This window comes from Treponema brennaborense DSM 12168, assembly GCF_000212415.1.
Lineage (GTDB): Bacteria > Spirochaetota > Spirochaetia > Treponematales > Treponemataceae > Treponema_F > Treponema_F brennaborense.
Genome location: NC_015500.1, coordinates 1,214,574 through 1,238,683, shown reverse-complemented (window position 1 = coordinate 1,238,683; position 24,110 = coordinate 1,214,574). Strand labels below are relative to the sequence as shown.

Sequence of the window (24,110 nt, the reverse complement as noted above, 5' to 3'; positions counted from 1 at the left end):
CGCGTTTCGCGGCAGCGTTTATATTTCTTTCCTTAATACGGCCTTGTTTTCCGTTCTTACTTTATTTTCCGCTCTGCAGTTTTACCATCGTTGCGTAGCGGCCGTTCTTTGCAAGCAGTTCGCCGGGCGTTCCCTGTTCGGAGACAGTGCCGTTTTCAAGGAACACGATTTTGTCGGCTTTTTCCACCGTCCGCATACGATGTGCGATAATCAGCACGGTTTTATTTTTGATGAGGCGCGAAATCGCTTTTTGAATCTGCGTCTCGTTTTCCGTGTCGAGTGAGGCCGTCGCCTCGTCAAGCAGAATGACCGGCGCGTCTTTTAAAAGGGCGCGCGCAATGGAAAGCCGCTGGCGCTCTCCGCCGGAAAGGTTCGATCCGTTCTCTCCTATCACCGTGTCGTAGCCGTGCGGCAGTTTCAGGACGAACTGGTCGCACTGCGCCTCGCGGGCAGCCTGACGGACTTCTTCGTCCGTTGCACCGCGCCGCCCGATTCTGATGTTTTCCATTACGGTATTGTTGAAAAGCGTTACATCCTGAAACACAATGGAAAACTTCGTGAGGAGCGTCTCCGGATCGACATCACTCACGTTAATTCCGCCGAGCGTTATGGAACCGGTGTCCGCATCCCAGAACCGGGAAGCAAGCCGAGCTGCCGTCGATTTTCCGCCGCCAGAAGGTCCGATGAGCGCCGTAACCTCGCCCTGTTTCGCCGTGAACGACACATCCTTCAAAACGGTCTCGCCGGAGTTGTACGAAAACCCGACACGGCTGAACACGATGTCGCTGTTTGCAGGCTTGAAGTTTTCAATTCCCTTGATGCGGCCGGTTTGTGAAGGATAGTTCTCCAGTTCGCTCATACGCGCAATATTGAGCTTGGTGCTTATAATCGCGGCCAAATTCTGGAGAGAGTTTGACATCGGATCATAAATACGGGAGACGACGATCATGTACAGAACGAACATCAGGAGGTTTATCTCGCCCTTCGCAAGAAAAACACAGCCGCCGAGTGCCGTCGAGACAATGCCGAATTTCAAGATCATCTGCGCCGTAACGACGCAGGACGCAACGGTCAGTTCGTCCTTTATGTGGATTTTTTCTATCCTGTCGATTTTCTCATCAAGGGAAGAAAGGCATCTGGCTTCCGCATTGTTCGCCTTGATATCGCGGAGCGATTCAAGACACTCCTGAATGCCGTCGGCAAAATCAAGCTTTGCACCGATGTGCTTTCTGCCGATTTTCTGCTGAATCTTTTCGGTGAGATTCACGATAAGCAGCGCCACGACGATCGGCCACAAGCTCAGCAGAGACATTTTCACGTTGAAAGCGAGAAGGCACAGCGCCATCACCACGGTTGAAATGAGCGAACCGTAATATGACGAAATATAGTGCGAAAAAGCCTGCTCGAGCATCGTGCAGTCCGCCATGATTGTCGTCGTCAAATCAGCGACATCTTTTTTGCCGAAAAACGAAAGCGGCAGCTGCCGAAGCTTTTCCGCAAGCGTTATGCGGCGCACTCCGCTTTCCTTGTACGTGTTCAGGTACTGGCAGTTGTATTTTATATGATTCATGACGTACAGGATTACGAGTACTGCAACAATCGCGGCTGCAAAGAACAAGGCACCGTGCACTTTATCCGTTCCGGCAGTTCCGCCGGCCGCGGCCGGCAGCATCTGCATAATCAGCTGATACAGAAGGCCCACCGGCATCATCATAAGCAGATCGCATATAACGGTTGCCGTGACGGCTTTCACCAAATCCAACGCACCTTGTCTCGAAAGTGCGAACTTTTTCATCAAAGATTCAATCATTATCTACCTCCGCCCACTGTCCAGGCAACCGACTTCTGATATTCATCCCACATGGATCTGTACAATCCCTCTTTTGCAAGAAGCTCCTGATGCGTGCCCGATTCCTTCAACTCTCCGTCAGCAAGCACATAAATGCACGAAACGTCTTTAACGGCAGGAAGTCTGTGCGCTATCATGATTACGGTTTTATTTCTGGAAAGTTCCTTAAACGCCTTCTGCATGAGATGTTCGTTCTCGGGATCCGCAAAGGCGGTCGCTTCGTCAAGAACGACAATCGGCGTATCGTTCAGAATCGTTCGCGCCAATGCGAGCCGCTGGCACTCACCGCCGGAAAAATACGTTCCCTTCGAGCCGTACACCGTGTCGATTCCGGCAGGAAGTTTTTCTATGATATCGTCGCACTGGGCTTTTTTAAGGGCGTCCAGCACTTGCTCGCGGGTTGCAGCGGGTTTTCCGAGCCGCACGTTGTCAAGAATGCTCATCTTCAGAATGCGGGAATTCTGAAAAACATATGAGACTGTTTCCATCAGCGTTTCCTTCGGAATGTCGCGCACATCGGTTCCGCCGATTTTAATCGAACCGGAATTCACGTCCCAGAAGCGTGAAACCAAGGATGCGAGCGTCGTTTTGCCGCCGCCGGATGGCCCGACAAGCGCTACGGTCTTGCCGTCCGGAACCGTGAAACTGACATTTTTCAGCGCGTAGTCTGCGCCGCCGTCGTACTTAAAGCTCACCTGTGAAAACCCGATTGAGTTTCCTTCCATAGTTTTCGGCGTCGAGGCATCTTTCAACGGCTTTAAGCTCAAAACGGACTCTATCCGGTTCATCGCATCGTTTACGACCATGTTGTTTTCGCTTGAGTACATGATTTTGAGCAACGTTACCGGAATGATCGGCGTGAAAACGACATAAAAGAGAAAATCCGACAAAAAGCCGTCCTGCGCAGCCTTCATAACGATGTCCGCTGCCGCCGCGCCTGACGCAAGACCGTTTTCAAACAGAAACGCAAACGCTATCAAGAACGCAAAAGCCGCATTCACGAAAATCGTAAACCAGCACATGGGTCTCCGCAGGGCATTTGTGTATTCAATTACCCATGCAGAATAATTGTCAATTGATTTTTTCAGCTTGTTGAAGGAAAATGCCGTCTGATTAAAAGTTTTTACGACGGCGACACCGCGCACGTACTCCACGGCTTCGTTGTTCATGTCTTCAAGCGCGTTGTTATACTGCCTCATTTTTTCGACCATGCGCTTTCCCGTCATGCAAGCCATAATTGAAAAAGCAGCGACAACCGGAATGAGGCTCGCAACGCCGAGCTTCCAATTAAACACGAACAGGAGCACAAGAATCGCAGCCGGCGTTACCATCCCGCCGATCATATCCGGCGTCTGATGCGCAAGGAACGTTTCCGTCGCAGCGCTGGACTGGTCGATGATATTGCGAATTCTGCCGCTGCCTTCCGTATCGAACACCCCCGACGGCAAAGCGACGGCATGGCGCAAAGCGGTTTTTCTGATGTTGGACGCAATTCGGAAAGCCGCAATATGCGAACACATCAGCGCTCCCACATACACAACGATCGCGACAAGCGAAAAAAGCAGCGCCATCCATCCGTTATGCGGCGCTTCCGTTATCATCGAAAAATCGGGCATGACGGTGATGACTTCCCTAAGTATTTTCCAGATATAAACATACGGAACGACGGTAACTACCGCGCTGATTCCTGAAAGAATCAAAGCGGCATATGTCAAATACTTGAATTTCCCCGCATACGGCAGAAGCCTTTTCAGCTGGCCAAGCCAGCCGGGCTTTTCGTTTTCATTATGCTGCATAAAGCCTCCATTAGTTAGCCATTGCTAATTTTTACACAAACAACGGCAGGAGGAATATAATACTGTTATAATTTTTATACAAGAGGTAATTGTGAAATCATCAATTTTAAGGACAGCAGTCCCTTCCCTAAACCGATATGCGGAACAAAACTAATCCAATCCGAGCAGCGCATTCCAGCCCGCGGTGGCGTATTTTTGGAGCATACGGATATTTTCAACCGCGCGGGTTCTGGGCATTTCATGAACAACGTTTTCCATAACACCGTGGAGGAAGCTCCCCGAAAGCATATGAATTATTTCGTCGCTCAAATTTTCTGTCTGCCGGCCTTGTGATTTCAGCACCGCCATAAAATTTTTTGCCGACTCTTCCTCAATCGTTATGAGCCGCTCAAGCCAAAGCTCGTACCGCGAACCTGCCGAGCATGAAAGCAGGAGCCGAAACGCCGTAATATGATCGAACATGTAGTCGAGGAGTTTTTCCAGAACGCTGTTTGAGTTGGCGTGCATCGTGTCAACCTGAACCCCCGGCGCAAGAGAAGCGAATGTATCCTGCGCTTCCGAAAACTCCTTGAGAAAAAATGAAGCGTGTTCGCCGACGAGCGCCTCGAACAAGTCGTCTTTTGATGAAAAAAGGCCGTACAGTGCACCCGTCGTAACTCCGGCGTTCTTTGCAATCGTACGCAGCGACGCACCGGAAAAACCCTTGCCGAGGAATTCCGTTTTTGCGTTCTCAAGTATACGCTGCCGCGTTTTATCTGCTTTGTCTGTCATGGAATTTGAGCCGTCCTTTCCGATTTAAATGTACCCGCCGCAATCACACTGCACCCGCCGAAAGGCGGTGAACGGCGGCATTTTCATTTTTTTCCGATTTTCAGTACGCGGCATGTTACAAAAAGCTCCTTCTTACAGTATACTTGATATAATAGCATATGTTTTATCGTTTTTACAGCGAAACAGTACTATTTTTCTTGTTTTTGAAGTAAAAGTACCGTATCTTGTAACTATCAGAATAGTCGCTACAGCTATTGGAGGTCATTTAGTATTATGGAAGAAAATCCCAACTCGGGCAGAAGAAAAGTCAAACTCACGCCTTTTATGCTTATGACGGCAATCGTCGTCGTCGTCGTACTCGCTGCGGGAGCAACCAGTTTTTTCGTCGTCGACGCAACGGAACAGGCCGTTATCACGAGGTTCGGCAAATACTCGAAGACCGTAGGTCCGGGTCTGCAATTCAAGCTGCCGTTCGGGATCGACCGGAATTACAACGTGCCGGTTAAAGTCGTTCAGACCGAACAATTCGGTTTTCAAACGATCAAATCCGGTTCCGTCAATCAATATAAGAACGGAATTACCAAAGAATCCACCATGCTGACCGGCGACTTGAACATCGTCGACGTCGAATGGATCATTCAGTATCGCATCGTCGATCCGGCGGCGTGGCTGTTCAACGTAAAAGAACGGAATCAGACTATCCGCGACATTTCGCAGTCCGTCGTCAACATGCTCGTCGGCGACCGCGCCATTTTGGACGTCATGGGAAGCGAACGTTCCGCAATCGAAAGTCAGGCGCTCGAGCTGATGAACGAAAATTTCAAGCAATTCGGTTTGGGTATCAACGTGCTGACGGTACGGCTGCAGAACATCGTTCCGCCGGCGGGCGTGCAGGACGCGTTTGAAGACGTCAACAAAGCGATTCAGGATATGAACCGATTCATAAACGAAGGAAAAGAAGCGTACAACTCCGAAATCCCGAAAGCGAAGGGAGAAGCCGACCGCCAAGTACAAGTAGCACAAGGATACGCGGCCGAGCGCGTAAACCGCGCGAAAGGCGACGTCGCCCGTTTCAATTCCGTGTACGACGAATACCGCAAAGCACCGGCAATAACCCGTGAACGCTTGTATATCGAAACGATGGAAGAAGTTTTCAAAGCAAAAGAAAACGCAAGCCTTATCGACGGGCAGCTGGACAACGTACTTCCCGTAAAAACACTGACCGGAGGAGCCCAGTAATGAAAAAAGTATGGATCACATTAGGCGTCGTAGCCGCACTGCTTATCGTATTTTTGATGATGGGGCCTTTTTATATCGTAAACGAAGGGTATCAGACGGTCGTCACCCGTTTCGGCGAAATCGTCAGCACCCGTACCAAAGCGGGGTTATACATGCGCGTGCCGGTGATCGACATCGTTACCACGTATCCCAAGCTGATTCTGTCGCTCGACGGTGATTCCCAGCGCATTCCGACTAAAGAAAACCAGTTTATCATCGTGGATTCCACGAGCCGCTGGCGGATTTCCGATCCCGGATTGTTCTATCAGTCGTTCAAGACGATAGACGCGGCGTACAACCGCCTCGGCGACATTATCGACTCGGCAACGCGTACCGTCATCACGCAGAACAGACTTGCCGAAGTAGTGCGCAGCTCCAACATCATAAACGAACGGGACGCGGCGAATCCGCTGATCGCGATGGATGAAGCGGAAACGGCGCAGATAGACGCGCTGGTCAACGTCAGTACCGAATCCGAAGAAGTCGCCAAAGGCCGCCGGCAGCTCAGTCAGGAAATGGCGAACGAAGCGCGCAAAATGGTGGCGGAATACGGCATCGAATTGATAGACATCGTGCCGCGCCAGATAAAATATTCGGACGAACTGACCGAAAGCGTCTATAGTCGCATGATAAAAGAACGCAATCAGGTCGCGCAGGCGTACCGGTCGTTGGGTGAAGGCAAAAAAGCCGAATGGCTCGGTAAACTCGAAAGCGAAAAACGGACGATACAGTCCGAAGCGTATCGGAAAGCGGAAGAAGAAAAAGGCCGGGCAGACGCGGAAGCGTCCCGCATTTACGCGCAGGCGTACGCCAAAGATCCCGAATTCTACGCGTTCTGGAAAAGCATGGAATCGTATAAATCGACGCTGCCGAACTTCGACGCAACGTACAGCACCAATATGGACTACTTCAAATACATGTACGCATCGGACGGTAAATACTGATGAAAAGACAGCCTGCCGACATATTGCTCGTATCTGATTCCGCGATTGAATTGGATATGAATATGGACGGCCGCGACTTTGCCCAAGCGCGGCTGATGCCGTATCTGGAAGAAAAAGGATACGTCGCGGTACCGCAGCGGCGTATCGGCGTTTCAGCGCAAGGTGAAGCGTCCGCACAAGGCGGCGTTTCAGCGCAAGATGAAGCGTCCGCACAAGGCGGCGTTTCAGCGCAAGGTGAAGCGTTCGCGCAAGGCGGCGTTTCAGCGCAAGGCGGAACCGCCGTCCCGCACGACTTCGGTACCTGGTCGTTCACCCCGTGGACGTTCACGCAGACGCACGAACTCGACGGATATATCCGCGTAACCGGTTCCGCGTTCGCAGGCAAACCGCTGCTTTCACTGTTTGATTCAGGTACGGACGGGGAATGCGGAAACGCCGTCCGCGCCGTCTGCAGTGCGCTTGAAGCGGCGATCGCGCAGCATCTTCCCTTACCTCAGACAGGACCGGCGGGCACGCTCGCCGCGCCGGACGGTACGGTTCTGTTTTTGCCGCAGACGCTGTTCATACGCGCAGCCGAATCGCGGCCGCAAGTCGACTATTCGACGCTCGCAGGCTGTTATCTGCATCCGGGCTTGGAATACGCCGACGCGCTCCGGTTCACCGAAGCCGTATATGCGTACCGATACGTCGCTTCGGCGCTGCCGTATCCGCTGCCCTACACCGACCGGCGGCACGAAGATTACTTTGACCGGAATTTCATTCCGTTGGAACTCGCCGCTCCCGGAGCGGACAAGGAACTGGCCGCCGTCGTGAACGGCAATCTGAGCTGCAGAGCGGCCGCGCGCACTCAGGTAAAAAATAAACGTACGGCCGTCAAAGCGCCGATTCCGGCAAAACCCGTTCCGGCCGAACGGATCGTAAAACCGAACGCCGATGCACAGACGCTGCTCGCCGCGGAAAAAGAAAAGGCGGCGTTTTCCGAATCACTGCGCACAAGGATCAAGCGCACCCGTTTTATCCGTAAAAACGCATCGGGCCTGAAAATCGCCGCCATCGCCGCCGCTGTTACCGCGCTCGCCGTCGCCGTCTTTATCTCGGACCGGCAAGCGAATCCGACGGCAAAAGGTCTGAGCGCGCGGCAAGTGTGCGAATCGCTGTACACCGGTATGCACACGATGAACATCACGCAAATGCAGCATATGTGCAGCGGCTCCGGCACAAAAACGCTGCTGGACACCATATCCGGCTTTTACGTTACCGCAAAAGTACGCGAAAGCATGGAACAGAAGTCGGGTACCGTTACGCCGGAAGCCTGGCCGTATTTCAAGACGGAAACATCGTTTTGGATCTTCGGTCTGACCGATTTCCGCATAGACGGAATTCCCGCAGACACGTCGGTCGTTCCGTATGCAAAAAAAGACAAGCCGGTTCCCGTTACCGAAGAAAACGGAAAACCGCTGCAAACGGGCGACACACGCACGTTCAACGTTACGTATTACTTCGTGCGTAACGGCGGTATGGATATTTTTACTGCGGGACTGCATCGCGACACCGTAACGCTCACCTACAAGAAGAACAGCTGGTACGTTACGGACATACGAATCACCGAAGAGGAGATTCCGTTTGAAACGGAACGGTTCAAAACCGATTATCTGAAAGCCCTTGAAATATCGGACGGGTACGTTCCCGACGCGGTGGAGTCGATGCGTGAGACGTACCGCTGGCTTCCGACGCAGGCGGAATTACTGCGCGGCGCCCGGGAAATCTACGCACGGTTCAACCTGCAATCGGCATTCGACGTGCTTGAACGGAACGGGGAGCTTTAGAATGAAATACGCCGTCGTGTACAGCAGCCGGACGGGCAACACTGCCCTTCTGGCGCAGGCGCTCAAAAAGGCATTGCCTGAAAGCGACTGTCTTTATTTCGGTTCACCGGCGTCGGATACGGCAGCAGAGGCAGCCGAACGGGCTGATCTGATTTTTACCGGATTCTGGACCGATAAGGGCGACTGCGCCGGGGACATATCCGGCTTTCTGGAAAAACTGCGGAATAAAAATATATTTCTGTTCGGAACGGCCGGATTCGGCGGAGAGCCGGCCTATTTTGACCGGATAGTGCAGCGGGTCCGGCAGCATACGGATGCTTCCGATACGGTCGTCGGCTCGTATATGTGTCAGGGAAAGATGCCGCTGTCCGTTCGGCAGCGGTATGAATCGCAGCTCGCGCAGAATCCCGAGCGAACGCAGCAGCTGCTCGATAATTTTGACGCGGCACAATCGCATCCCGACGAGCAGGATGCGGAAAAGCTGGTACGGCTCGCTGCCGGATATATCCGGCAGCTGCAGTAACGGGCCGACCCGCACACGGCTTGAAAACGCCGCGGCGGCGGGGGCCCTGCCGACCTTAATTTAGAACCAGAATCTTACGCCGAGATTCGCGTCGAACACGAAGTTAAACAGTGAACCGCTTCCGAAGTTAAGGCCGAGCGCCGGAACAACCTGTACGTACGGTTCGATAAATCCGTCTACCAAAAACATATTGAGACCGACCGGCACGCGGGCCGTCAGCAATACGGCGAAGTCGCTGCCGACGGAAAATCCCGCTCCCACACCGCCGCCGATAAACCAGTTCAGCGGACCGGTGATAGTATCGTTCAACACCCAGTAATCGGCAGTTGCACCGATACGGAAACTGTCGCCGAACGAAGCGTTCGCCGCAAAAACGAGCGGAAGCGAATCCAATTTAAATGTAACGCCGGCATTACCGGGCGCCGGGTATCCGCCGCCGCCCTGAATACCGATACCGAACGCGAACGCACCCGCGGCGCAGGCAATCATCAAAACGGCCGCAACAACTAAAATCTTCTTGTTCATTCTAAACCTCCAAAAAATATCGGATACGCCCGCCGTAAACGGCGCTGTGTATCTGTAAAAAGTTACACCTTAAATGTACTCATACCGTTTCGTATTGTCAATGAAAACATCCGGATATTACAGCGGAATATTGCCGTGTTTTTTCTCGATTTTTGCCGTCGGTTTCTTATTGTCCAAAAGACGGAAGCACTGGGCTATTTTAGCGCGCGTTTCCGCAGGATTGATAACTTCCGAAATATATCCGCGCTCCGCCGCCGTTTTCGGCGTCATGACCGTATCCTTGTATTCCTGCGTTTTCTGCGCGACCAATTGCGCTTGCGCCGGATCTTTGAGCTCTTTGGCGTACAGAATCTGGATAGCGCCTTCCGCACCCATGACGGCGATTTCGGCCTTTGGCCAGGCGAACACGAAATCGGCTCCCAAATGCTTCGAGCACATGGCGATGTACGCACCGCCGTACGCTTTACGCGTAATGACGGTTACTTTCGGCACCGTCGCCTCGGAATAAGCGTAAATCAGCTTTGCGCCGTGGCGGATAATGCCTTTCTGCTCTTCCTGCGGACCGGGGATGAAGCCGGGAATATCGACCAGGTTCAAAAGCGGAACGTTGAACGCGTCGCAATACCGGACGAAGCGTGCGGCCTTGTCCGAAGCGTCGCAATTCATGATGCCGCCGAGTCCCGCCGGATTGTTCGCGATAACGCCGACCGTTTTTCCCTCGACGCGGGCAAAACCGGTAACGACGCTCACCGCAAATTCGGAGGCGACTTCAAAAAACGAATCGTCGTCGGTAACGCAATCGATTACGTCGCGGATATCGTATCCCTGCGTACTGCGTTCGGGTATAACTGCTTCTATTTTCTTTGCTTTTTTCTTTTCATCGAACTTGAATTTCTGTGCGGAAACGCTTTCTCCGTAATAGTGCGGAATATAATCGAGCAGCGCGCGCACTTTTGAATAACAATCGCTTTCATCGGGACAGCGGAAATGCGTTACGCCGCTTTTCTGGGAATGCACCGTGCCGCCGCCGAGGTCTTCTTCGGTAATATCAAGAAACATGACGCTTTTGACGACTTTGGGTCCCGTGATAAACATATAGCTGATTTTATCCACGGTAAAAATGAAGTCGGTAATTCCCGGCGAATACACCGCTCCGCCCGCGCACGGACCGGCAATGATCGAAATCTGCGGGATATAACCGGAGGCGCGCACGTTCTGATAAAACAGTTCGCCGTATCCGGCCAGCGAGTTTACGCCTTCCTGAATGCGCGCTCCGCCCGAATCGTTGATGCCGATGACGGGACAGCGCGCGTCGATCGCCATATCGATGAGCTGAGCGATTTTATCGCCGTGCATTTTACCGAGCGAGCCGCCCTGTACGGTAAAATCCTGCGCGTAAACGGCGACTTTTTTGCCGTTAATCGTGCCGAAACCGGTGATAACGCCGTCGTACGGAATATCTTTTTTGTCCATACCGAAACTGGTACAATTGTGTTTTACACCTGAATAGATTTCCATAAAAGAATCTTTATCGACGAGCGCGTGAATGCGTTCGATTGCATGAAGTTTACCTTTTGCATGCTGTTTTTCAACATTGTATTCCATACGTACCCTCACTTTCTACAGGAAGTATCAAACTGACAAAATTAGTTATAATGTCATTTTTATGATATACCGATTCGCCCGATGTGTCAAGCAGACTGCGCGGCCCGTACATAAGGCCAACCGACCTGGCGGTCTGAAAGCACAAACAGCAGTACTATTTCTTTATACCACCAATCATTCAGCGCTACTTCTTTTATTATATTTTCTCGTTGATACCCTGCTACATCAATATCACCAACGTGTAAAATGATTGATTTATTATTAAAATAATACACACTATCTGCAACACTGACATCTAACCGTCTTTATCTTTTGAATCATAACCGCAAGCTAATGAAAGCCATGTACCCTCATACCATGAAAGAGGATATTCCCTTTCTCTCCAAACGTCGGTTTGACCCTCAGATAATTCCGATTGCACAATTTCTGATGCTTCTTCTGATATATCAGATAATTCCGATTTCTTCACTGTACATGAACTAAATCATTTTGCAATAAAATTCAAAAATACGCAGTGCACTGCTGGGATGGAGCGAGGAACACGACATCACGTTCACACACTGCCGTCCGTACGGAAAGAACGACAGCTGTTTCGTGAAGCAGGAAAACGACAGCGTTGTCCGCCGCATCATCGGATATGAGCGTAAAGAGCGCACAGACGCGAAAGTGACAAAGAAATATGATACTGCCAAGACGCCGCGTACGCGGCTTTCGGAAGGCGCGGAACCGGACATGCGAACAAAAAATGAATTGCGGCTTCGGAAGGATAGTTTGAACCTGTGCTGATTATACTGAGGCGCTCGGATTATGCAGACCGCCGGTTTTTATTCTTCCCTGCAAGCGAGCTCCCGCACGGTTTCCAGCGGTAATTCCGTAGCAGCGGCAATCTGCTCCGGCGTAAGCACTCCCATAGATAAGAGGTTGCCGGCTGTAGCGTATTTTTCTTCGGATTTACCTTGTGTGCGACCTTCCGTAATGCCGGTAATTCTGCCTTTTTCCATGCCGCGTGTTTCACCTTCAGCAATGCCCTCATTACGGCCCGCTGCAAAACCGAGGGATTCGCCCTCGGCAAAGCCTTCCTTACGGATGCGTTTGATTTCTATCTCGTACTTCATGAACGCCCCCTTGGCGGCACCGTCGGTTTTCAGCTTGAACACCCGTTCGGCAAAGCTCTTTGCCGTCTCCGTGTCCGTTCCGCCTTCCGCTATATAGTGTAACATGGCCGCCGTTTCAGAATCAAGCTCGTTTTCATACGCTGAGGCATTATAGACGACGGCAAACCGTTCGTCCCGAACGTCGAGCGCAGTGTGCTCGTCGCAGACGGTTCTGAGCGTGTAGCGCGGCAGCCCTTCGCCGAACGGATCCTTCGTGCAGATGAACAGAACGTACAGCTTTTTCAGGTCGTCGTAATCAACGCCACGCTGTGCGGTGCCGATGTCGATGGAGCTTTGGTAATAGCGGATCCGTTTGAACAGGTTCGGCTCGGAGGTCGTCTGCATTTCGACGTTGACGATTTCACCGGTGGTTTCGAGCAGCACGTCGAGGCGGACGCTTTTGGAGCCGGGTGCGGCGGCGAGCGTTTCCTGCGTGTTGACGTAGGTGATTTCTTTTGCGTCCAGCTTGAGCAGGGTGCGCAGAAGGAGACGGCACAGTTCGGTGTCGTGAAGCATCGAATAGGCGAAGAAGAAGTCGTTGGTGATGGTAACGTCTTCCCAGCGGGGAAAATCTGCGTTCATGGTCTCTCCTGTATATGACGCTCCGAGCGGACGGTGCCGGTTGCCGCCGGTGGGTGGCAGCAGTTCTGGCAACCGGGCAACGTTGGCCAAAGACGGCGGCTCGGCTCAGCGACTGGCCGCGTATCCGGCAACCGGGCAACGTTGGCCGAAAGCGCCGGCCGCGGCTCAGCAAATAGCTGCGATTTCCGATAATCGGTACCGTTCACTCGGCATATATATTATGGGAGAAAATGAAGTGAATTTGCTGCATCAAGCAAGTTTTTTTTGAAAATCAGATATTTTGAATAAAGACAACTGCATTGTATAGCCTAGAAGCCCTTCTATCTTGGCTTCAGTGTACGTCCGTTTCTACTTTATACCAATAAGCTTCATCTTTGCCTATTTTTTTATGTCATATTTTCTTCAAGTTGTTTTTCTCGTGGTGGTAAATCAGGGTTTGTAATTAAAATTGATGAAATACATGTATCATCCCATTTCCGCCCAGGATATACATCTTTTATGGTTATACGAATTTTATCAGTCTTTTCCGGTAATTGTATAACATTATATTTTACAATATCTTCTAAATTATATTCTTTTGAAAACTTCGGATTTTCCGATTCTATTAGTACTCTTTTCACTCTACTATTATCAAGATATAGATTCATCCGTCTAAAATCTACAAATCCATTTAATATTTGTATTTCATCAGATTTATATTTGAATTCAACATCGAGCCATTCTCCTATTCCATGGCCTTTTACTCCTTCTACCCAGGGCGCTGTATAAGAATCATAGTGCCAAATATTGAAGGTATCATGTGTATGTTGAAGAAAAATTTTATCTATAAAAAAATCAGGTGTATAACTTATAACTTTACCATTTATAGTTTCTTTTAAATACGATGATGCTGTTATTTTATTTATACCTGTTTCATATAATGTAAAACCTCGAATATCATCTTCTCCATTTGGAGTAGCTAATTTTTCAGCCTTAAATTCTAACCAATTTGATATTCCTTCATAAATTAATGTCGATTGATATAGGAAGCCATATAAATAATATCCTGATGCAATCAATATATTCTGACCTTCTAACAAATAAAGAGGTTTTTGTGAATTATTACTATCTTCAATATAAACAAATCCATCTTCAACCTTTTTATTATTATCAAAAACTTGTGTAATTATGCAATTCCCCGGTGAAAGAAAAATAATAATATATTCATTTTCAAAACCCGAAATATCCCATGTCTCATTTTCAAAGGAATATGGGAACCAATTGATTTCTTGACAAAAAATTACACCTGTAATCGTTAAAGCTAATACTATTCCAATAATTTTTTTCATGGCCTTACTTTCCCCTCTAGTTTTATGTTAAACTCATATCCATTGTATATTCCCCAGTACTTAAATAAATCTAATTGTTGTTGAAAATGATTTGAAGTAATAATCTGAACCACTCATCGATTTTAAAACATTTGCTGCATTGCTGTCTGGTTGTAAAACGGTAAAGCAATTCATCCGTAGGGAGTGTGCTACAACGAATCAATATATGCTCCGTAGACCCAGCCTTTTGTGCCGTTTTGCAATTCTACATTGTACCAGTAATCGTTCATATCGCCTATTTGCTGTTTGTCGGTACTTCGGTCCAGAATTTTTACAGAGTCCCCTTTGTTTACATAATCAAGTGTTTCACACTTTAGATTTGGTTCTGAACGTACTCGCACTCGGCTGTCGTTGATTGCTGCTAAATCTTTATTTGTTTCTTTTACAATTAGCGATATCAAACTATCTTCTGTAACGTATTGCCCTCTTAGACTTTTCTTTTCTTCCCAATTCATACCTTCAATAACAAGATCTTTTCCAAAACACCACCCCTCTGTATCTTCATATGAGTGTTATATATTAGGAAAACCAACAAGCTCTGTTCGTGTGTAGGTGTCTTATCCTACCTGTAAATGCGAGTTGACTTCGATATACTGGATAATGCGGCGCAGCTCGTCGGCAAACTTAAACCGTATGCTTATGTCGCCGCCCTCGTATACTTTGATATGGTCAACCAGTTCGATTAAGATTTCTCTTGTCAGCTTGTCGATGTTCTCGTATTTTCGGAAAGTTGCTAAAAAAGGATTTTCGGTGTCAATGCCATTTTCCAGTTCGTCCCGCTCTTTTTTCAGATTGGCAATCACTGTGCCAATGGCTTCATTTTGCTGTTCATAATCTTCACTCATGTGGCGGTAATCATTATGTGTGATATGACCGTCTTTCCAGTCCTGATAAAGTGCTTGCTTGTACCGCATGATTTTGGTAAGCTCTTTTTCTTTTGCGGTAATCAGTTCATTCAGCCGTATCGACTGGCTTTTTTTGAGCGGAGCCAAGTTAATTTTTGATACAATAGCGGAATAGCTGACTGCAAGATGTACCTGTTGCCGGATTGCATAGAGTACAGCCGCTTCAAGCCTTGTGCTTTTAATAGAGTGCATAGTGCAGGCTTTTTTAGAAAGGCTCTTATATGTTCCGCATTGGTAGTAAACGTACAATTCCTTGCTTGCTATCCGCGACATTGCCCGGCCACAATCCGCACAGCGGAGAAAGCCGCTAAACAGATAAAGCTGTTTCTGTTTTGGAGAAGTGCGGGTGTCACGCTTTAGCAGTTGCTTAACCTTTTCAAAGGCTTCGCGGTCAATAATCGGTTCATGGGTATTCGGGACAACAATCCAGTCTTTTTCAGGTACAGCTTCGATTTTGTGTATCTTGTAGCTTTTCACACGGTTTCGCCCCTGTGCCATATCTCCAACATAGACGGGATTTTTCAGCATATTGCTGATAGTAATGGTACTCCACATGGGCTGTGTCTGTCCGTTGGGGCATTTGTACTTTAATCCCTGACTTTGCTTGTAAACGGAAGGACACATAACACCGTGGTCGTTCAGATGATTCACAATAGCCCTGACGGTCATACCGCTTAGACACATGGAAAAAATCTGCTTTACCACTTCGGCGGCTTCATGGTCTACCAACAAAGCGTGTTTATCATTGGGGTCTTTGATGTAGCCATAGGGGGCATAGGAGCCAATAAATTCGCCATTACGTTTCTTGTAGTCAAACACCTGACGGATTTTCTTTGAAGTTTGGTAACAATACTGGTCGTTCATTACGTTCGTTATAGGAACAAGAATACTTGATACGCTGTCAGGGTTCAAATAACTGTCTACGCCCTCTGCCAAGCTGATAAAGCGTACATTCATCTGAACAAACAAATTTTCAATCAGGCTCCCGGCGTCCGTATAGTTACGGGAAAGACGGGAAAGGTCTTTGACAATCACGCAGTTTACCTTTTTCGCGTAAATGTCGGCCAGCAGTCTTTGAAAATCTGCCCGGTTCGTGTCTGTACCTGTGCAACCGTCATCAACATAGGTTTCGGCGCTTTCAAATTCATCAAGGTGCTGTCTGTAATAATCATCAAGCAAGTTTTTTTGATTGGTGACACTGTTGCTGTCGTCCTTGCCACGATTCAAGTCCTCTTTGGATAACCGGATATATTTTGCAAGATTCCACCGTGTAGGATTATACGAAAATTGAGAAACAGCAGTATTTGTTTCCCTGTTTTTGGTTCGTGCCATGCTTCCTCCTTCCTATCACATTACACTTACATTATACCATTTCAGCATAATACGAACAATGTTGTCGAGGGCTTAAAAATACCGTTAGATAGCTGATATTACCGACTTCGGGCCAAGTTGGCCCGAAGTGGCATGACCGATTACAGGCCGCTTTTCTGCCGTATAAGAAAGTTTGTAATTACATCCTGCAAAGGGGGGCCGTCCTCCGGGAACTCTACCTTTACCGCAGTATCTCCATGACGGAAGCAGTAAGGGTTTTTTACCTGCTTCAAAATATGTGCCGCACGTTCCCTTTGAGGCAGGCTGTTATCAAAGTCGATTCCGCTAACATCTGTCAACTGTGATTTATCCACTGTGGCAATATCCACATCTTGCATTGTGATGATCTGTTCCAGATTTACCATCGCTTTGTGCCTCCTTCTCAAATGAAAAATGTACTTTATGTTTCCTGCTGTCCTATGAGGAAACATAAACAGTCACCACTTTATAAGCAAAAGTGATGGCTGTTAATCTTTCCTCATACTTCGGGCCGAGTTGGCCCGAAGTCAATAGGGACTGTTCCGGTAATGCCCGTCTGCTTCGTGAATGGATTTGAAGTCAAATCTTTCGTTCAGTTCCATAACCACGCGCCGAATATCATCAGAGCTAAAACCACAGCTTTCCATTGCCCAAATGACATAGCCGCGACAAGCATTGTTGCTCCACAGTTCAGGCAGTATTTCCGATAAATTCATATCTTTTTCCATTTCGATTCTCCTATGCCAGAATAGGGGGAGTGCCGCGCCGGGAAAGAATGGGCTGTCATTAGACAGAAATGCCCGGCGCGGCCTCCTATATGGTAAATAAGAGGATAACCCGGACAGGCGGCGGCAACCGCCCTCATGGGAATTTCACCCCGCCCCATGCTGATGGCGCGACGGTCAATACTGTGACGCGTTCAAACCGTAAGTATCATTGTACCAATCAAAAGATTATCGCCGGGTAGATTGCCATATCTGCTCTGTCACAGTTGGTAGGAATCGCTCACGCTCCGTTTGGTTTTTCCCCCTTTCAACGGGCGGTTTTGGCGTACCCTGTGGCTTGGCTCCCTTTTGATTGAACGTATCCGGGTTATCTGTATTCAGTTGTCAAAGAACGGCAGATGGAGAAAAAACTCCTTCTAATAGCCGTGTGATTTGAAAGGCAAATTCGGAACTGGAAATTAAGACTTTTTCAAAAATTTCTCCATGCTTTTCAACCCTTTCTCAATAGCAACTCTGACGGCTTTTTCATTTATACCCTCTGCCCGTGCAATATCGGATTTACTCATACCGAGTATGTAATGGGCATAAATTCGTTTTCCTTGCTTGTCCGGCAAGTAAGCGATTGCGGAGTGCAGTTGTTCGGAAGTAATTTTACGCTCGTAAATCTCGCAAGGGGAAAGGGATTCAAAAAGAATATCCTTTTCGATCCCGTCGTCAGCGTCCAGCGAATAGTGGGCTTTGTTATAGAAGCGGCGGCGAATGTAGTTTTTCTCCAAACGTTCTGCTTCCAGCAAAGCGTCCTTGATTTCATCTGATATCTCAACAAAAAAGTCTGAATTATAAAACGGGTAATAATCCCGCAGATTGATTTTTGCCATAAGGCGTTCCTCCATTTCGATTTTTTAGGGAATAGTGAATCGAAATGGAGCGGGAGGGGAACGACAGCGAGGTCGGACTTCGGGCCAAGTTGGCCCGAAGTGACAAGGCTTGTTCCATACGTTGTCAGTGAAAAAAGGATACAAAAAAACACCTTTACGCAAATTAGCGCGAAAGGTGTCGAATAAAAAATGGGCGCAATAGCCGCCCACAAGTTGATATAATACTTTTAAACTATGTAAATGAAATTTTTCTGCTATATTAAACCGTCACAATATGGCGGCGTTTCTCTCAGAGAAAAAAATGCTTTGGGGTACATAAAAACCTCCTTATCCCAAAGCCGCCAGAATAAGAAGAATTACAGGTATACTCTTTCCGATTTTTAACGGAAAATGACGGCTTTGTATGTCTGTTAAATTTGTCAGCAATCGTATAACAGAAAATTGTTATATGAAAAGAGCCGATAATCAAGAGATATGTACTCATTGATTATCGGCTCTGCGTCTTTGCGTCTGGCTCTTTGATAACTGACATATTGAGTTGTAGCACATTGATTAGAGATTCTTGTTTACATTTGGGACAGTATAGGGGGAAGTTTTCGAGGATTGTATCTTTCCTAATTTTCAGTCTTGTTTTATTGCCACATATAGGACATAGTAACCATTGAACTTCAATCATTATCACCCCCTACATCATTTCATTAGTTGCTATTTTTCTGCTCTAATAATTACTGTTCCACAATTTTGATACAAAACTTCAACCGTTTTAAAACCGGCGTTTTTCATAAGTTCAAATTGATGTACCAATGTCAGTGGAATATCAATTTGTATAAACATATCTTCGGGTGTATTATTTTGCTTGCGCTTATATTCGTATTCCTTAAGGCAAAGCGCTTCCTCTTCATCGCAATAGGCAAATCTAGTATATTTCTGTTGCGTTGGACGGTAAGCTTTTAACGCGCTCAAGGTAGCTCTTGCTATTTCTTGCTTCTGTCAAATCGTAGGGGAAATTTAATTTCTCACTTACCTCCAAAGAAATTTTCTGAAACAAATCGCACATGAGAAAAACAGCATCCCATATAGCGTTTATTTGTGCTTTCGAATAAGATTCTAAGTATTGTTCATAAATCCCTTTCGGCAAATACTTGTCCATGTATTTTGCGGATTTCCCTGCGCTGACTGAAAAATCATTATCAATCCCAATTTTCCATTCCAGCAGCCGCCTAAGCATTGGCCTTATTTGAAAATTTATCATATCCATTGCATATGGAATCTCATTCCTCCATAATCCCTTCGCCACATTATTTAAACACCACCAAAATTCATTACATGTACAATAGAATTGATTTGGCACCGGCTTTTTCACCCAATATTCTTCATCGGACAATACTTGTTTTTGAGGCATGATATTGTCCTTGTCAACTAGTGTTTTATACAATTCTAGACTATTAAGTACATTTTCTAATGTCTTTACATGTAAATCCAATCTATTTCCATCAGTGAATTGAATTAGCCAACCATAGCAATTTTCAACATCAGAAGTGTAGTAGATATTTTCCTCTGGATATTGCATATACAAGCGCTCACCAAATCGATCAATCCAGGCTTTGTCCTCTCTGAATGACCTTGTTTCTGTAACAACATATACAATATCATAATCTTGAAAGATATCTTTTGGTACATTTGGATTTGCACGTGAACCTTCTAAGTAGGCCGCACGAATGCGGACATCATTGTTGGCAACTGCTATGATTAAATCCATCATTTCTTTTTCTGATCGCATACTGTGTCTCCTTTTATAGTGAAGATAAACTAAGTTATCCGGACAATTTTCTATTATATCAACTTATGAAAATGCGGCCTCATATTCTCGTATGTACAATGATATCGAAATCCCATATCGAATAATACTTTCTTGGTATTTTCAATATGTGCACCTAGCTGTCCTTTTTTATGACTGTCGCTTCCAATCGTGATAATCTCACCGCCTAATTTTTTATATAAAGTAAGTATATCTTTGGATGGTGTCATATCCGTAAGTCCATATCTGTAGGATGACGTATTTACTTCTATTCCTTTTCCATCACGAATGACAATTTTTAAAATTTCATTAACTATGTCTGAAATCTTTTCAAACGGATATGTGCCATTTTTATCATATCTTATAATAATATCTAAATGTCCCAAAACACTATAATTTTTATATTGTTTTACAATTTCCAGCAGCTCTTGATAATATTTTTCGTTATATTCTTTCTGGCTCTTTCCTTTCTGAAAATCCTGTGTCCATAATTCCAAGTTATCTATTTGATGCACAGATAGAATAATAAAATCAAATGGATATTTCACAAAGAGCTTTTCATATTGAGAAATTGTATGCACCTGTACTCCAAACTCCATTCCCTTTTTTATAGCAATCAAGTCACCATATAAATATTGTAATTCCTTAATCGTCTCAAAATATTCTGGATAATACACATTTGCCATAGGCATACCATCGCGATATTGAATTTCTTTCTTATCATTCCAGTCCAGCTTAACTCCATAATCTACATGATCCGTAAAACATATTTCTTCCATTTTTATTTGTATTGCATCTTTTACAACCTCTTCCATTTCATAAACAGAATCATCGCTAAATTCTGTGTGAACATGATAATCAGCAAACATTTTCTTCATCCCTTCAAGCAGTTTTTTTTACCAGCAATTCATGCATCATCACCATTAATAAAAGAATGATTAGCAAATATACCGGCAGCAAAACAATATTTATATGCTTTGCAATTAAGCCGAATAGCGGCGGCATCACACAGGTTCCCACATATGCACTTGCCATCTGAACCCCGATGATTGCCTGTGACTTATCCGCACCAAAACGGGACGGAGTGGAGTGAATAATACATGGGTAGATTGGCGCACATCCAAAACCAAAGAAAAACAAGCCGACCAAAGATATTACTTCATTTAACGGCAGTAACATCATAATAATACCAGCCGCAATGATTCCCTGCCCCAGACGAATCATTTGTAAATCGCTTAATTTCATACTTATAAATCCACTTAATACCCTCCCAATGGTAATACCAATAAAAAACATACTTGCAAAACCAGCCGCTGTCTCAATTGAAAATCCTTTGATCAGGGTAAGATAACTGCTTGCCCATAAGCCGGTCGTCTGTTCCAAAGCACAGTAGCAAAAGAAACAAAGCATTACTTCTTTTGCTCCAGAAATCTGAATTACCTCTTTCAAAGGCAATGCTTTTCCCGCTAAAATATCATTCTCTTCTGCCGTCCCTTTTTGGTTCTTCCATAACGGCAGGCTAAAAAACAAAACTACTGCAAAAGCAATCTGTAAAAAGGAAATATACTGATAACCTGCATTCCAATTCTGACCATGCTTCAAGGCATATCCCATCATATAAGGCCCAATAGTTGCGCCGATTCCCCACATACAATGAAGCCAACTCATATGTCTGCTTGCATAGTGAAGTGCTACATAATTATTCAAGGATGCATCAACACTACCTGCTCCAAGTCCGTAAGGAACTGCCCAGAAACAAAGCAAACCAAATGAGTGTGAACTGGAAAAGCCAAATAAAGCAACTGCCGTCATAGTAATGCTGATGGTCGTTATCTTTCCGGTTCCAAATTTACGGGTAAGTTTATCACTCTGTAAACTTGAAACAACGGTTCCGATTGCAATAATCATAGAAATGACGCCTATGTATGAAATCGGCACCCCAAATTCCATATACATGGATGGCCATGCCGAACCCAATAAGGAATCGGGCAATCCAAGACTAATAAATGCAATATAGATAATTACTAACAGTAATTGAAACATATTGATCTCCTTCTCTTTTTTGTGATATAATAATATCATCATTCAACGAACTTTTATATAATATTTCACTCGAAATTATATAATAAAATCGTCAAAGAGAAGGTGTCTTGTATGAGCATAGCAAAATGTAATGTAACAGTGAATTCTTCCGGTGAAGAAGTTCAAAAGCATGGAACGTCAGAATTCCCGATTGCTTTTTATGAGGAAAACTTATCAAGCTATTCTATTCCCTGGCACTGGCACGAAGATTTTGAGATTATATGGGTAATCTCAGGATCGATAAAAGTATCTGTTAATAGCACAGAACATATCCTAAACAAAAATCAAGGGATATTTATCAATGCAGGCTTTCTTCATTCCATTCATGCAACAAACGATGGCGAATACGTTTTAAGATCCATTGTTTTTCATCCAAGGCTAATCGGAAGCATAGATAGTATATACTGGCAAAATTATATTGAGCCGATTATCCAGAATAAAAATCTGCCATACATTTTATTAGACCCATTCATTAACTGGCAGGACAAAATACTCGCTTACTCGATTTCTGTATGGAACAGACTTTATAACACTGAAAATGGTTTTGAAATATATGTCAGGAACGAATTATCGCAATTGATTCTAATTGTGCTAACAAATCATTCCATATGTGAAGCAAAACCCAGCATTCGAAATCTTCGAAATGCCGATCGAATAAAAACCATGCTTCAATACATTCAGATGCATTTTTCAGAAACCATAACCATCTCTACTTTAGCAAGGGTAGCGCTGATCAGTGAAAGCGAAGTTCTGCGCTGTTTTCACCGTACAATCCATTCCACACCGAATCAGTACCTGAAACAATATCGAATCCAAAAAGCATGTCAAATGTTAATCGATACAGATATGACTTCTATCGATATTGCCTTTCAATGCGGATTTCAAAGCAGCAGCTACTTTACGAAAACTTTCCGAGAACAGATTGGCTGTACCCCTTTGGAGTACAGAAAAAGGGATCAGCAATGCTAATCCCTCTTTCTAATGTAATGAAAAGTTAGACACGACGACCAACTGATATTCGGCAAAAACATTGAATTTTTCTATTTCGAATCTACATATTAAAATCTTCTGCATCTTTTACGGGGTACCCTTTAGTAATCAGGGCTTTAGCAAAAAGTCCCTGACCAGATATTAGCTTCCCGGTAAATGTTCCATCATATATATTGTTAACTCCGCAAGTTGGACTTCTTGACTGCAAAATAGCCAAATCAATTTTTTCTCCTTCTATTTTTTCTAATGCAAGCGCAACTGCTTTCCTATAATCAGAATCAACATTATTTCCCTTATCATCCATCACTACTTCATCAACAATCTCAGCACATGGTCGGGGAATAGGCATATTGGCTAACATTTCAGGACAAATACTGAGAACCTCTTTTCCTTTTAGATATTCAATCACAGCTTCATTGCGATTGTTTCTTCCATTATATTTACAATTACATCCTAGTACACATGCACTTACTAATACTTTCATACTCAACAACTCCTATGGAAGACTTTTACCTTAATCTATATATTTCTCATACATCACCGTTTCGCTTATTTCTTTGCGTTGGGCAATATGACGCTCTGGACTTAAAAAGCCTTTTTCTGGATACCCCATTAAGAGTAAAGCTGTCGGTTCTATGTACTCTGGTAAATGAAATTCATTGCTTATAATTGCGGGATCAAACAAACCAACCATTACGCTTCCAATATTTAATTCTCTTGCTGCCAACATCAGGTGGTCACAGACAATACCTATATCCAAATCGCCAGAACATTTTTGATCAAATGGCCGTATTAATTCATCCCGTCGATCCCGACACACGATAAAAACACACTTAGAACCAAACGTTTGATAAGCCTTTTTAATTTTTAAAATGTTTTCTTCACTTTGAACAACAATAATCCTTTGTGGTTGTTTATTACAGGCTGTAGGGGCGACACGTCCAGCCGATAAAATCTGATTTAAGTCATCTTTTGGAATCTGTGCTCCCGTAAAGCCGCGTGTTGTGCAGCGTTGTTTTGCCAGTGTTAAAAAATCCATTATTCTTCCTATATACGAATGATTATTCACATTATTATAGTACCCGCATTGATAGATGTCAACAAAATGCGAATAATGATTCACATTTCATTGACCTGATTTAAAGTTCCAAGTATAATAAAA

At 45.7% G+C, this 24,110-nt stretch carries 25 protein-coding genes; 5 read left to right on the top strand and 20 right to left on the bottom strand.

All coding sequences use genetic code 11. The features are described 5' to 3' along the window. Positions 1-61: 61 nt before the first annotated feature. The 3 genes from TREBR_RS05275 to TREBR_RS05265 all read right to left on the bottom strand — a co-directional run bounded on the left by TREBR_RS05275 (position 62) and on the right by TREBR_RS05265 (position 4,416). A complete protein-coding gene (locus tag TREBR_RS05275; RefSeq protein WP_013758175.1) occupies positions 62-1,810 on the bottom strand; it encodes an ABC transporter ATP-binding protein in 1,749 nt (582 codons plus the stop codon). Further along, positions 1,810-3,645, bottom strand: coding sequence for an ABC transporter ATP-binding protein (locus tag TREBR_RS05270; protein WP_013758174.1), 1,836 nt, complete (start codon positions 3,643-3,645; stop codon positions 1,810-1,812). Before TREBR_RS05270 ends, TREBR_RS05275 begins: the two co-directional genes overlap by 1 nt. A 150-nt stretch (positions 3,646-3,795) precedes the next feature. Beyond that, positions 3,796-4,416, bottom strand: coding sequence for a TetR/AcrR family transcriptional regulator (locus TREBR_RS05265; RefSeq protein WP_013758173.1), 621 nt, complete (start codon positions 4,414-4,416; stop codon positions 3,796-3,798). A 273-nt stretch (positions 4,417-4,689) separates the two neighbouring features. Between TREBR_RS05265 and hflK the strand changes: the two genes are divergently transcribed. From hflK to bilS, 4 genes are read left to right on the top strand one after another with little or no spacing between them, the layout of a single operon-like run. Then, positions 4,690-5,655 (top strand): FtsH protease activity modulator HflK, encoded by a 966-nt coding sequence (hflK, locus tag TREBR_RS05260; RefSeq protein WP_013758172.1) that lies wholly within the window; start codon positions 4,690-4,692, stop codon positions 5,653-5,655. Further along, positions 5,655-6,638, top strand: coding sequence for a protease modulator HflC (hflC, locus tag TREBR_RS05255; RefSeq protein ID WP_013758171.1), 984 nt, complete (start codon positions 5,655-5,657; stop codon positions 6,636-6,638). The genes hflK and hflC overlap by 1 nt, the downstream gene beginning before the upstream one ends. Beyond that, positions 6,638-8,464 carry a hypothetical protein gene (locus TREBR_RS05250; protein ID WP_013758170.1) on the top strand — a complete coding sequence of 609 codons (1,827 nt, stop codon included), beginning with the start codon at positions 6,638-6,640 and terminating at the stop codon, positions 8,462-8,464. Before hflC ends, TREBR_RS05250 begins: the two co-directional genes overlap by 1 nt. A 1-nt stretch (position 8,465) precedes the next feature. Next, complete coding sequence (gene bilS, locus TREBR_RS05245) at positions 8,466-8,987, top strand: flavodoxin family protein BilS (protein WP_013758169.1); 522 nt, start codon at positions 8,466-8,468, stop codon at positions 8,985-8,987. Positions 8,988-9,047: 60 nt separating this feature from the next. Here the strand turns inward: bilS and TREBR_RS05240 are convergent, their stop codons facing one another. From TREBR_RS05240 to TREBR_RS05175, 15 genes are all read right to left on the bottom strand, one after another. Beyond that, positions 9,048-9,512: a hypothetical protein gene (locus tag TREBR_RS05240; RefSeq protein WP_013758168.1), complete on the bottom strand. Its 465-nt coding sequence runs from the start codon at positions 9,510-9,512 to the stop codon at positions 9,048-9,050. 117 nt (positions 9,513-9,629) lie between these two features. After that, positions 9,630-11,117, bottom strand: coding sequence for an acyl-CoA carboxylase subunit beta (locus TREBR_RS05235; RefSeq protein WP_013758167.1), 1,488 nt, complete (start codon positions 11,115-11,117; stop codon positions 9,630-9,632). A gap of 86 nt (positions 11,118-11,203) precedes the next feature. Continuing rightward, a complete protein-coding gene (locus TREBR_RS14275; RefSeq protein WP_156786610.1) occupies positions 11,204-11,392 on the bottom strand; it encodes a hypothetical protein in 189 nt (62 codons plus the stop codon). A gap of 549 nt (positions 11,393-11,941) precedes the next feature. Then, on the bottom strand, positions 11,942-12,853 hold the full coding sequence (locus TREBR_RS05225) for an Rpn family recombination-promoting nuclease/putative transposase (RefSeq protein ID WP_013758166.1): 912 nt from the start codon (positions 12,851-12,853) through the stop codon (positions 11,942-11,944). A 386-nt stretch (positions 12,854-13,239) separates the two neighbouring features. After that, the gene (locus TREBR_RS13545; protein WP_013758165.1) at positions 13,240-14,181 is read right to left on the bottom strand and encodes an NADase-type glycan-binding domain-containing protein; all 942 of its coding nucleotides are present in this window, start codon (positions 14,179-14,181) and stop codon (positions 13,240-13,242) included. A 188-nt stretch (positions 14,182-14,369) separates the two neighbouring features. After that, complete coding sequence (locus TREBR_RS05210; RefSeq protein WP_013758164.1) at positions 14,370-14,675, bottom strand: SH3 domain-containing protein; 306 nt, start codon at positions 14,673-14,675, stop codon at positions 14,370-14,372. Between the two features lie 102 nt (positions 14,676-14,777). Beyond that, positions 14,778-16,457 carry a recombinase family protein gene (locus tag TREBR_RS05205; protein ID WP_013758163.1) on the bottom strand — a complete coding sequence of 560 codons (1,680 nt, stop codon included), beginning with the start codon at positions 16,455-16,457 and terminating at the stop codon, positions 14,778-14,780. Positions 16,458-16,597: 140 nt separating this feature from the next. Then, on the bottom strand, positions 16,598-16,861 hold the full coding sequence (locus TREBR_RS05200) for a DUF6870 family protein (protein ID WP_009064822.1): 264 nt from the start codon (positions 16,859-16,861) through the stop codon (positions 16,598-16,600). A 141-nt stretch (positions 16,862-17,002) separates the two neighbouring features. Next, positions 17,003-17,203, bottom strand: a complete 201-nt coding sequence (locus TREBR_RS05195) for a hypothetical protein (protein ID WP_013758162.1) — start codon at positions 17,201-17,203, stop codon at positions 17,003-17,005. Positions 17,204-17,658: 455 nt separating this feature from the next. Continuing rightward, on the bottom strand, positions 17,659-18,078 hold the full coding sequence (locus tag TREBR_RS05190; protein WP_009064814.1) for an RNA polymerase sigma factor: 420 nt from the start codon (positions 18,076-18,078) through the stop codon (positions 17,659-17,661). Positions 18,079-18,565: 487 nt separating this feature from the next. Then, positions 18,566-18,754 (bottom strand): cysteine-rich KTR domain-containing protein, encoded by a 189-nt coding sequence (locus tag TREBR_RS14045; RefSeq protein WP_011988843.1) that lies wholly within the window; start codon positions 18,752-18,754, stop codon positions 18,566-18,568. Positions 18,755-18,783: 29 nt separating this feature from the next. Next, positions 18,784-19,041 carry a hypothetical protein gene (locus TREBR_RS14040; protein WP_011988844.1) on the bottom strand — a complete coding sequence of 86 codons (258 nt, stop codon included), beginning with the start codon at positions 19,039-19,041 and terminating at the stop codon, positions 18,784-18,786. Continuing rightward, the gene (locus TREBR_RS05185; RefSeq protein WP_011988845.1) at positions 18,995-19,858 is read right to left on the bottom strand and encodes an aminoglycoside 6-adenylyltransferase; all 864 of its coding nucleotides are present in this window, start codon (positions 19,856-19,858) and stop codon (positions 18,995-18,997) included. Before TREBR_RS05185 ends, TREBR_RS14040 begins: the two co-directional genes overlap by 47 nt. Before the next feature lie 53 nt (positions 19,859-19,911). Beyond that, entirely contained in the window at positions 19,912-20,745 is an 834-nt protein-coding gene (locus tag TREBR_RS05180; protein ID WP_009064810.1) for a histidinol-phosphatase HisJ family protein, read from the bottom strand. Positions 20,746-20,758: 13 nt separating this feature from the next. Then, positions 20,759-21,919 carry an MFS transporter gene (locus tag TREBR_RS05175; protein ID WP_009064824.1) on the bottom strand — a complete coding sequence of 387 codons (1,161 nt, stop codon included), beginning with the start codon at positions 21,917-21,919 and terminating at the stop codon, positions 20,759-20,761. Between the two features lie 111 nt (positions 21,920-22,030). Here TREBR_RS05175 and TREBR_RS05170 point away from each other — a divergent pair, with 111 nt between their 5' ends. Continuing rightward, entirely contained in the window at positions 22,031-22,927 is an 897-nt protein-coding gene (locus TREBR_RS05170; RefSeq protein WP_009064827.1) for an AraC family transcriptional regulator, read from the top strand. A gap of 82 nt (positions 22,928-23,009) precedes the next feature. Here the strand turns inward: TREBR_RS05170 and TREBR_RS05165 are convergent, their stop codons facing one another. Together TREBR_RS05165 and TREBR_RS05160 are read right to left on the bottom strand one after the other, a co-directional pair. After that, complete coding sequence (locus TREBR_RS05165; RefSeq protein ID WP_011988846.1) at positions 23,010-23,432, bottom strand: 2-thiouracil desulfurase family protein; 423 nt, start codon at positions 23,430-23,432, stop codon at positions 23,010-23,012. A gap of 30 nt (positions 23,433-23,462) precedes the next feature. Beyond that, positions 23,463-23,987 (bottom strand): nitroreductase family protein, encoded by a 525-nt coding sequence (locus TREBR_RS05160; protein ID WP_009064821.1) that lies wholly within the window; start codon positions 23,985-23,987, stop codon positions 23,463-23,465. Between the last annotated feature and the right edge of the window lie 123 nt (positions 23,988-24,110).

Coding starts and splice junctions, on each gene's coding strand:
- TREBR_RS05185 (WP_011988845.1), bottom strand. CDS start 19,858: ATGCGATCAGAAAAAGAAATGATGGATTTAATCATAGCAGTTGCCAAC.
- TREBR_RS14045 (WP_011988843.1), bottom strand. CDS start 18,754: ATGATTGAAGTTCAATGGTTACTATGTCCTATATGTGGCAATAAAACA.
- TREBR_RS05165 (WP_011988846.1), bottom strand. CDS start 23,432: ATGAAAGTATTAGTAAGTGCATGTGTACTAGGATGTAATTGTAAATAT.
- TREBR_RS05210 (WP_013758164.1), bottom strand. CDS start 14,675: ATGAATTGGGAAGAAAAGAAAAGTCTAAGAGGGCAATACGTTACAGAA.
- TREBR_RS05275 (WP_013758175.1), bottom strand. CDS start 1,810: ATGATTGAATCTTTGATGAAAAAGTTCGCACTTTCGAGACAAGGTGCG.
- TREBR_RS05265 (WP_013758173.1), bottom strand. CDS start 4,416: ATGACAGACAAAGCAGATAAAACGCGGCAGCGTATACTTGAGAACGCA.
- TREBR_RS05235 (WP_013758167.1), bottom strand. CDS start 11,117: ATGGAATACAATGTTGAAAAACAGCATGCAAAAGGTAAACTTCATGCA.
- TREBR_RS05190 (WP_009064814.1), bottom strand. CDS start 18,078: ATGGCAAAAATCAATCTGCGGGATTATTACCCGTTTTATAATTCAGAC.
- TREBR_RS05225 (WP_013758166.1), bottom strand. CDS start 12,853: ATGAACGCAGATTTTCCCCGCTGGGAAGACGTTACCATCACCAACGAC.
- TREBR_RS05200 (WP_009064822.1), bottom strand. CDS start 16,861: ATGGTAAATCTGGAACAGATCATCACAATGCAAGATGTGGATATTGCC.
- TREBR_RS05170 (WP_009064827.1), top strand. CDS start 22,031: ATGAGCATAGCAAAATGTAATGTAACAGTGAATTCTTCCGGTGAAGAA.
- TREBR_RS05195 (WP_013758162.1), bottom strand. CDS start 17,203: ATGGAAAAAGATATGAATTTATCGGAAATACTGCCTGAACTGTGGAGC.
- bilS (WP_013758169.1), top strand. CDS start 8,466: ATGAAATACGCCGTCGTGTACAGCAGCCGGACGGGCAACACTGCCCTT.
- hflK (WP_013758172.1), top strand. CDS start 4,690: ATGGAAGAAAATCCCAACTCGGGCAGAAGAAAAGTCAAACTCACGCCT.
- TREBR_RS05180 (WP_009064810.1), bottom strand. CDS start 20,745: ATGTTTGCTGATTATCATGTTCACACAGAATTTAGCGATGATTCTGTT.
- TREBR_RS05240 (WP_013758168.1), bottom strand. CDS start 9,512: ATGAACAAGAAGATTTTAGTTGTTGCGGCCGTTTTGATGATTGCCTGC.
- TREBR_RS13545 (WP_013758165.1), bottom strand. CDS start 14,181: ATGAAAAAAATTATTGGAATAGTATTAGCTTTAACGATTACAGGTGTA.
- TREBR_RS05205 (WP_013758163.1), bottom strand. CDS start 16,457: ATGGCACGAACCAAAAACAGGGAAACAAATACTGCTGTTTCTCAATTT.
- TREBR_RS05250 (WP_013758170.1), top strand. CDS start 6,638: ATGAAAAGACAGCCTGCCGACATATTGCTCGTATCTGATTCCGCGATT.
- hflC (WP_013758171.1), top strand. CDS start 5,655: ATGAAAAAAGTATGGATCACATTAGGCGTCGTAGCCGCACTGCTTATC.
- TREBR_RS05175 (WP_009064824.1), bottom strand. CDS start 21,919: ATGTTTCAATTACTGTTAGTAATTATCTATATTGCATTTATTAGTCTT.
- TREBR_RS05160 (WP_009064821.1), bottom strand. CDS start 23,987: ATGGATTTTTTAACACTGGCAAAACAACGCTGCACAACACGCGGCTTT.
- TREBR_RS05270 (WP_013758174.1), bottom strand. CDS start 3,645: ATGCAGCATAATGAAAACGAAAAGCCCGGCTGGCTTGGCCAGCTGAAA.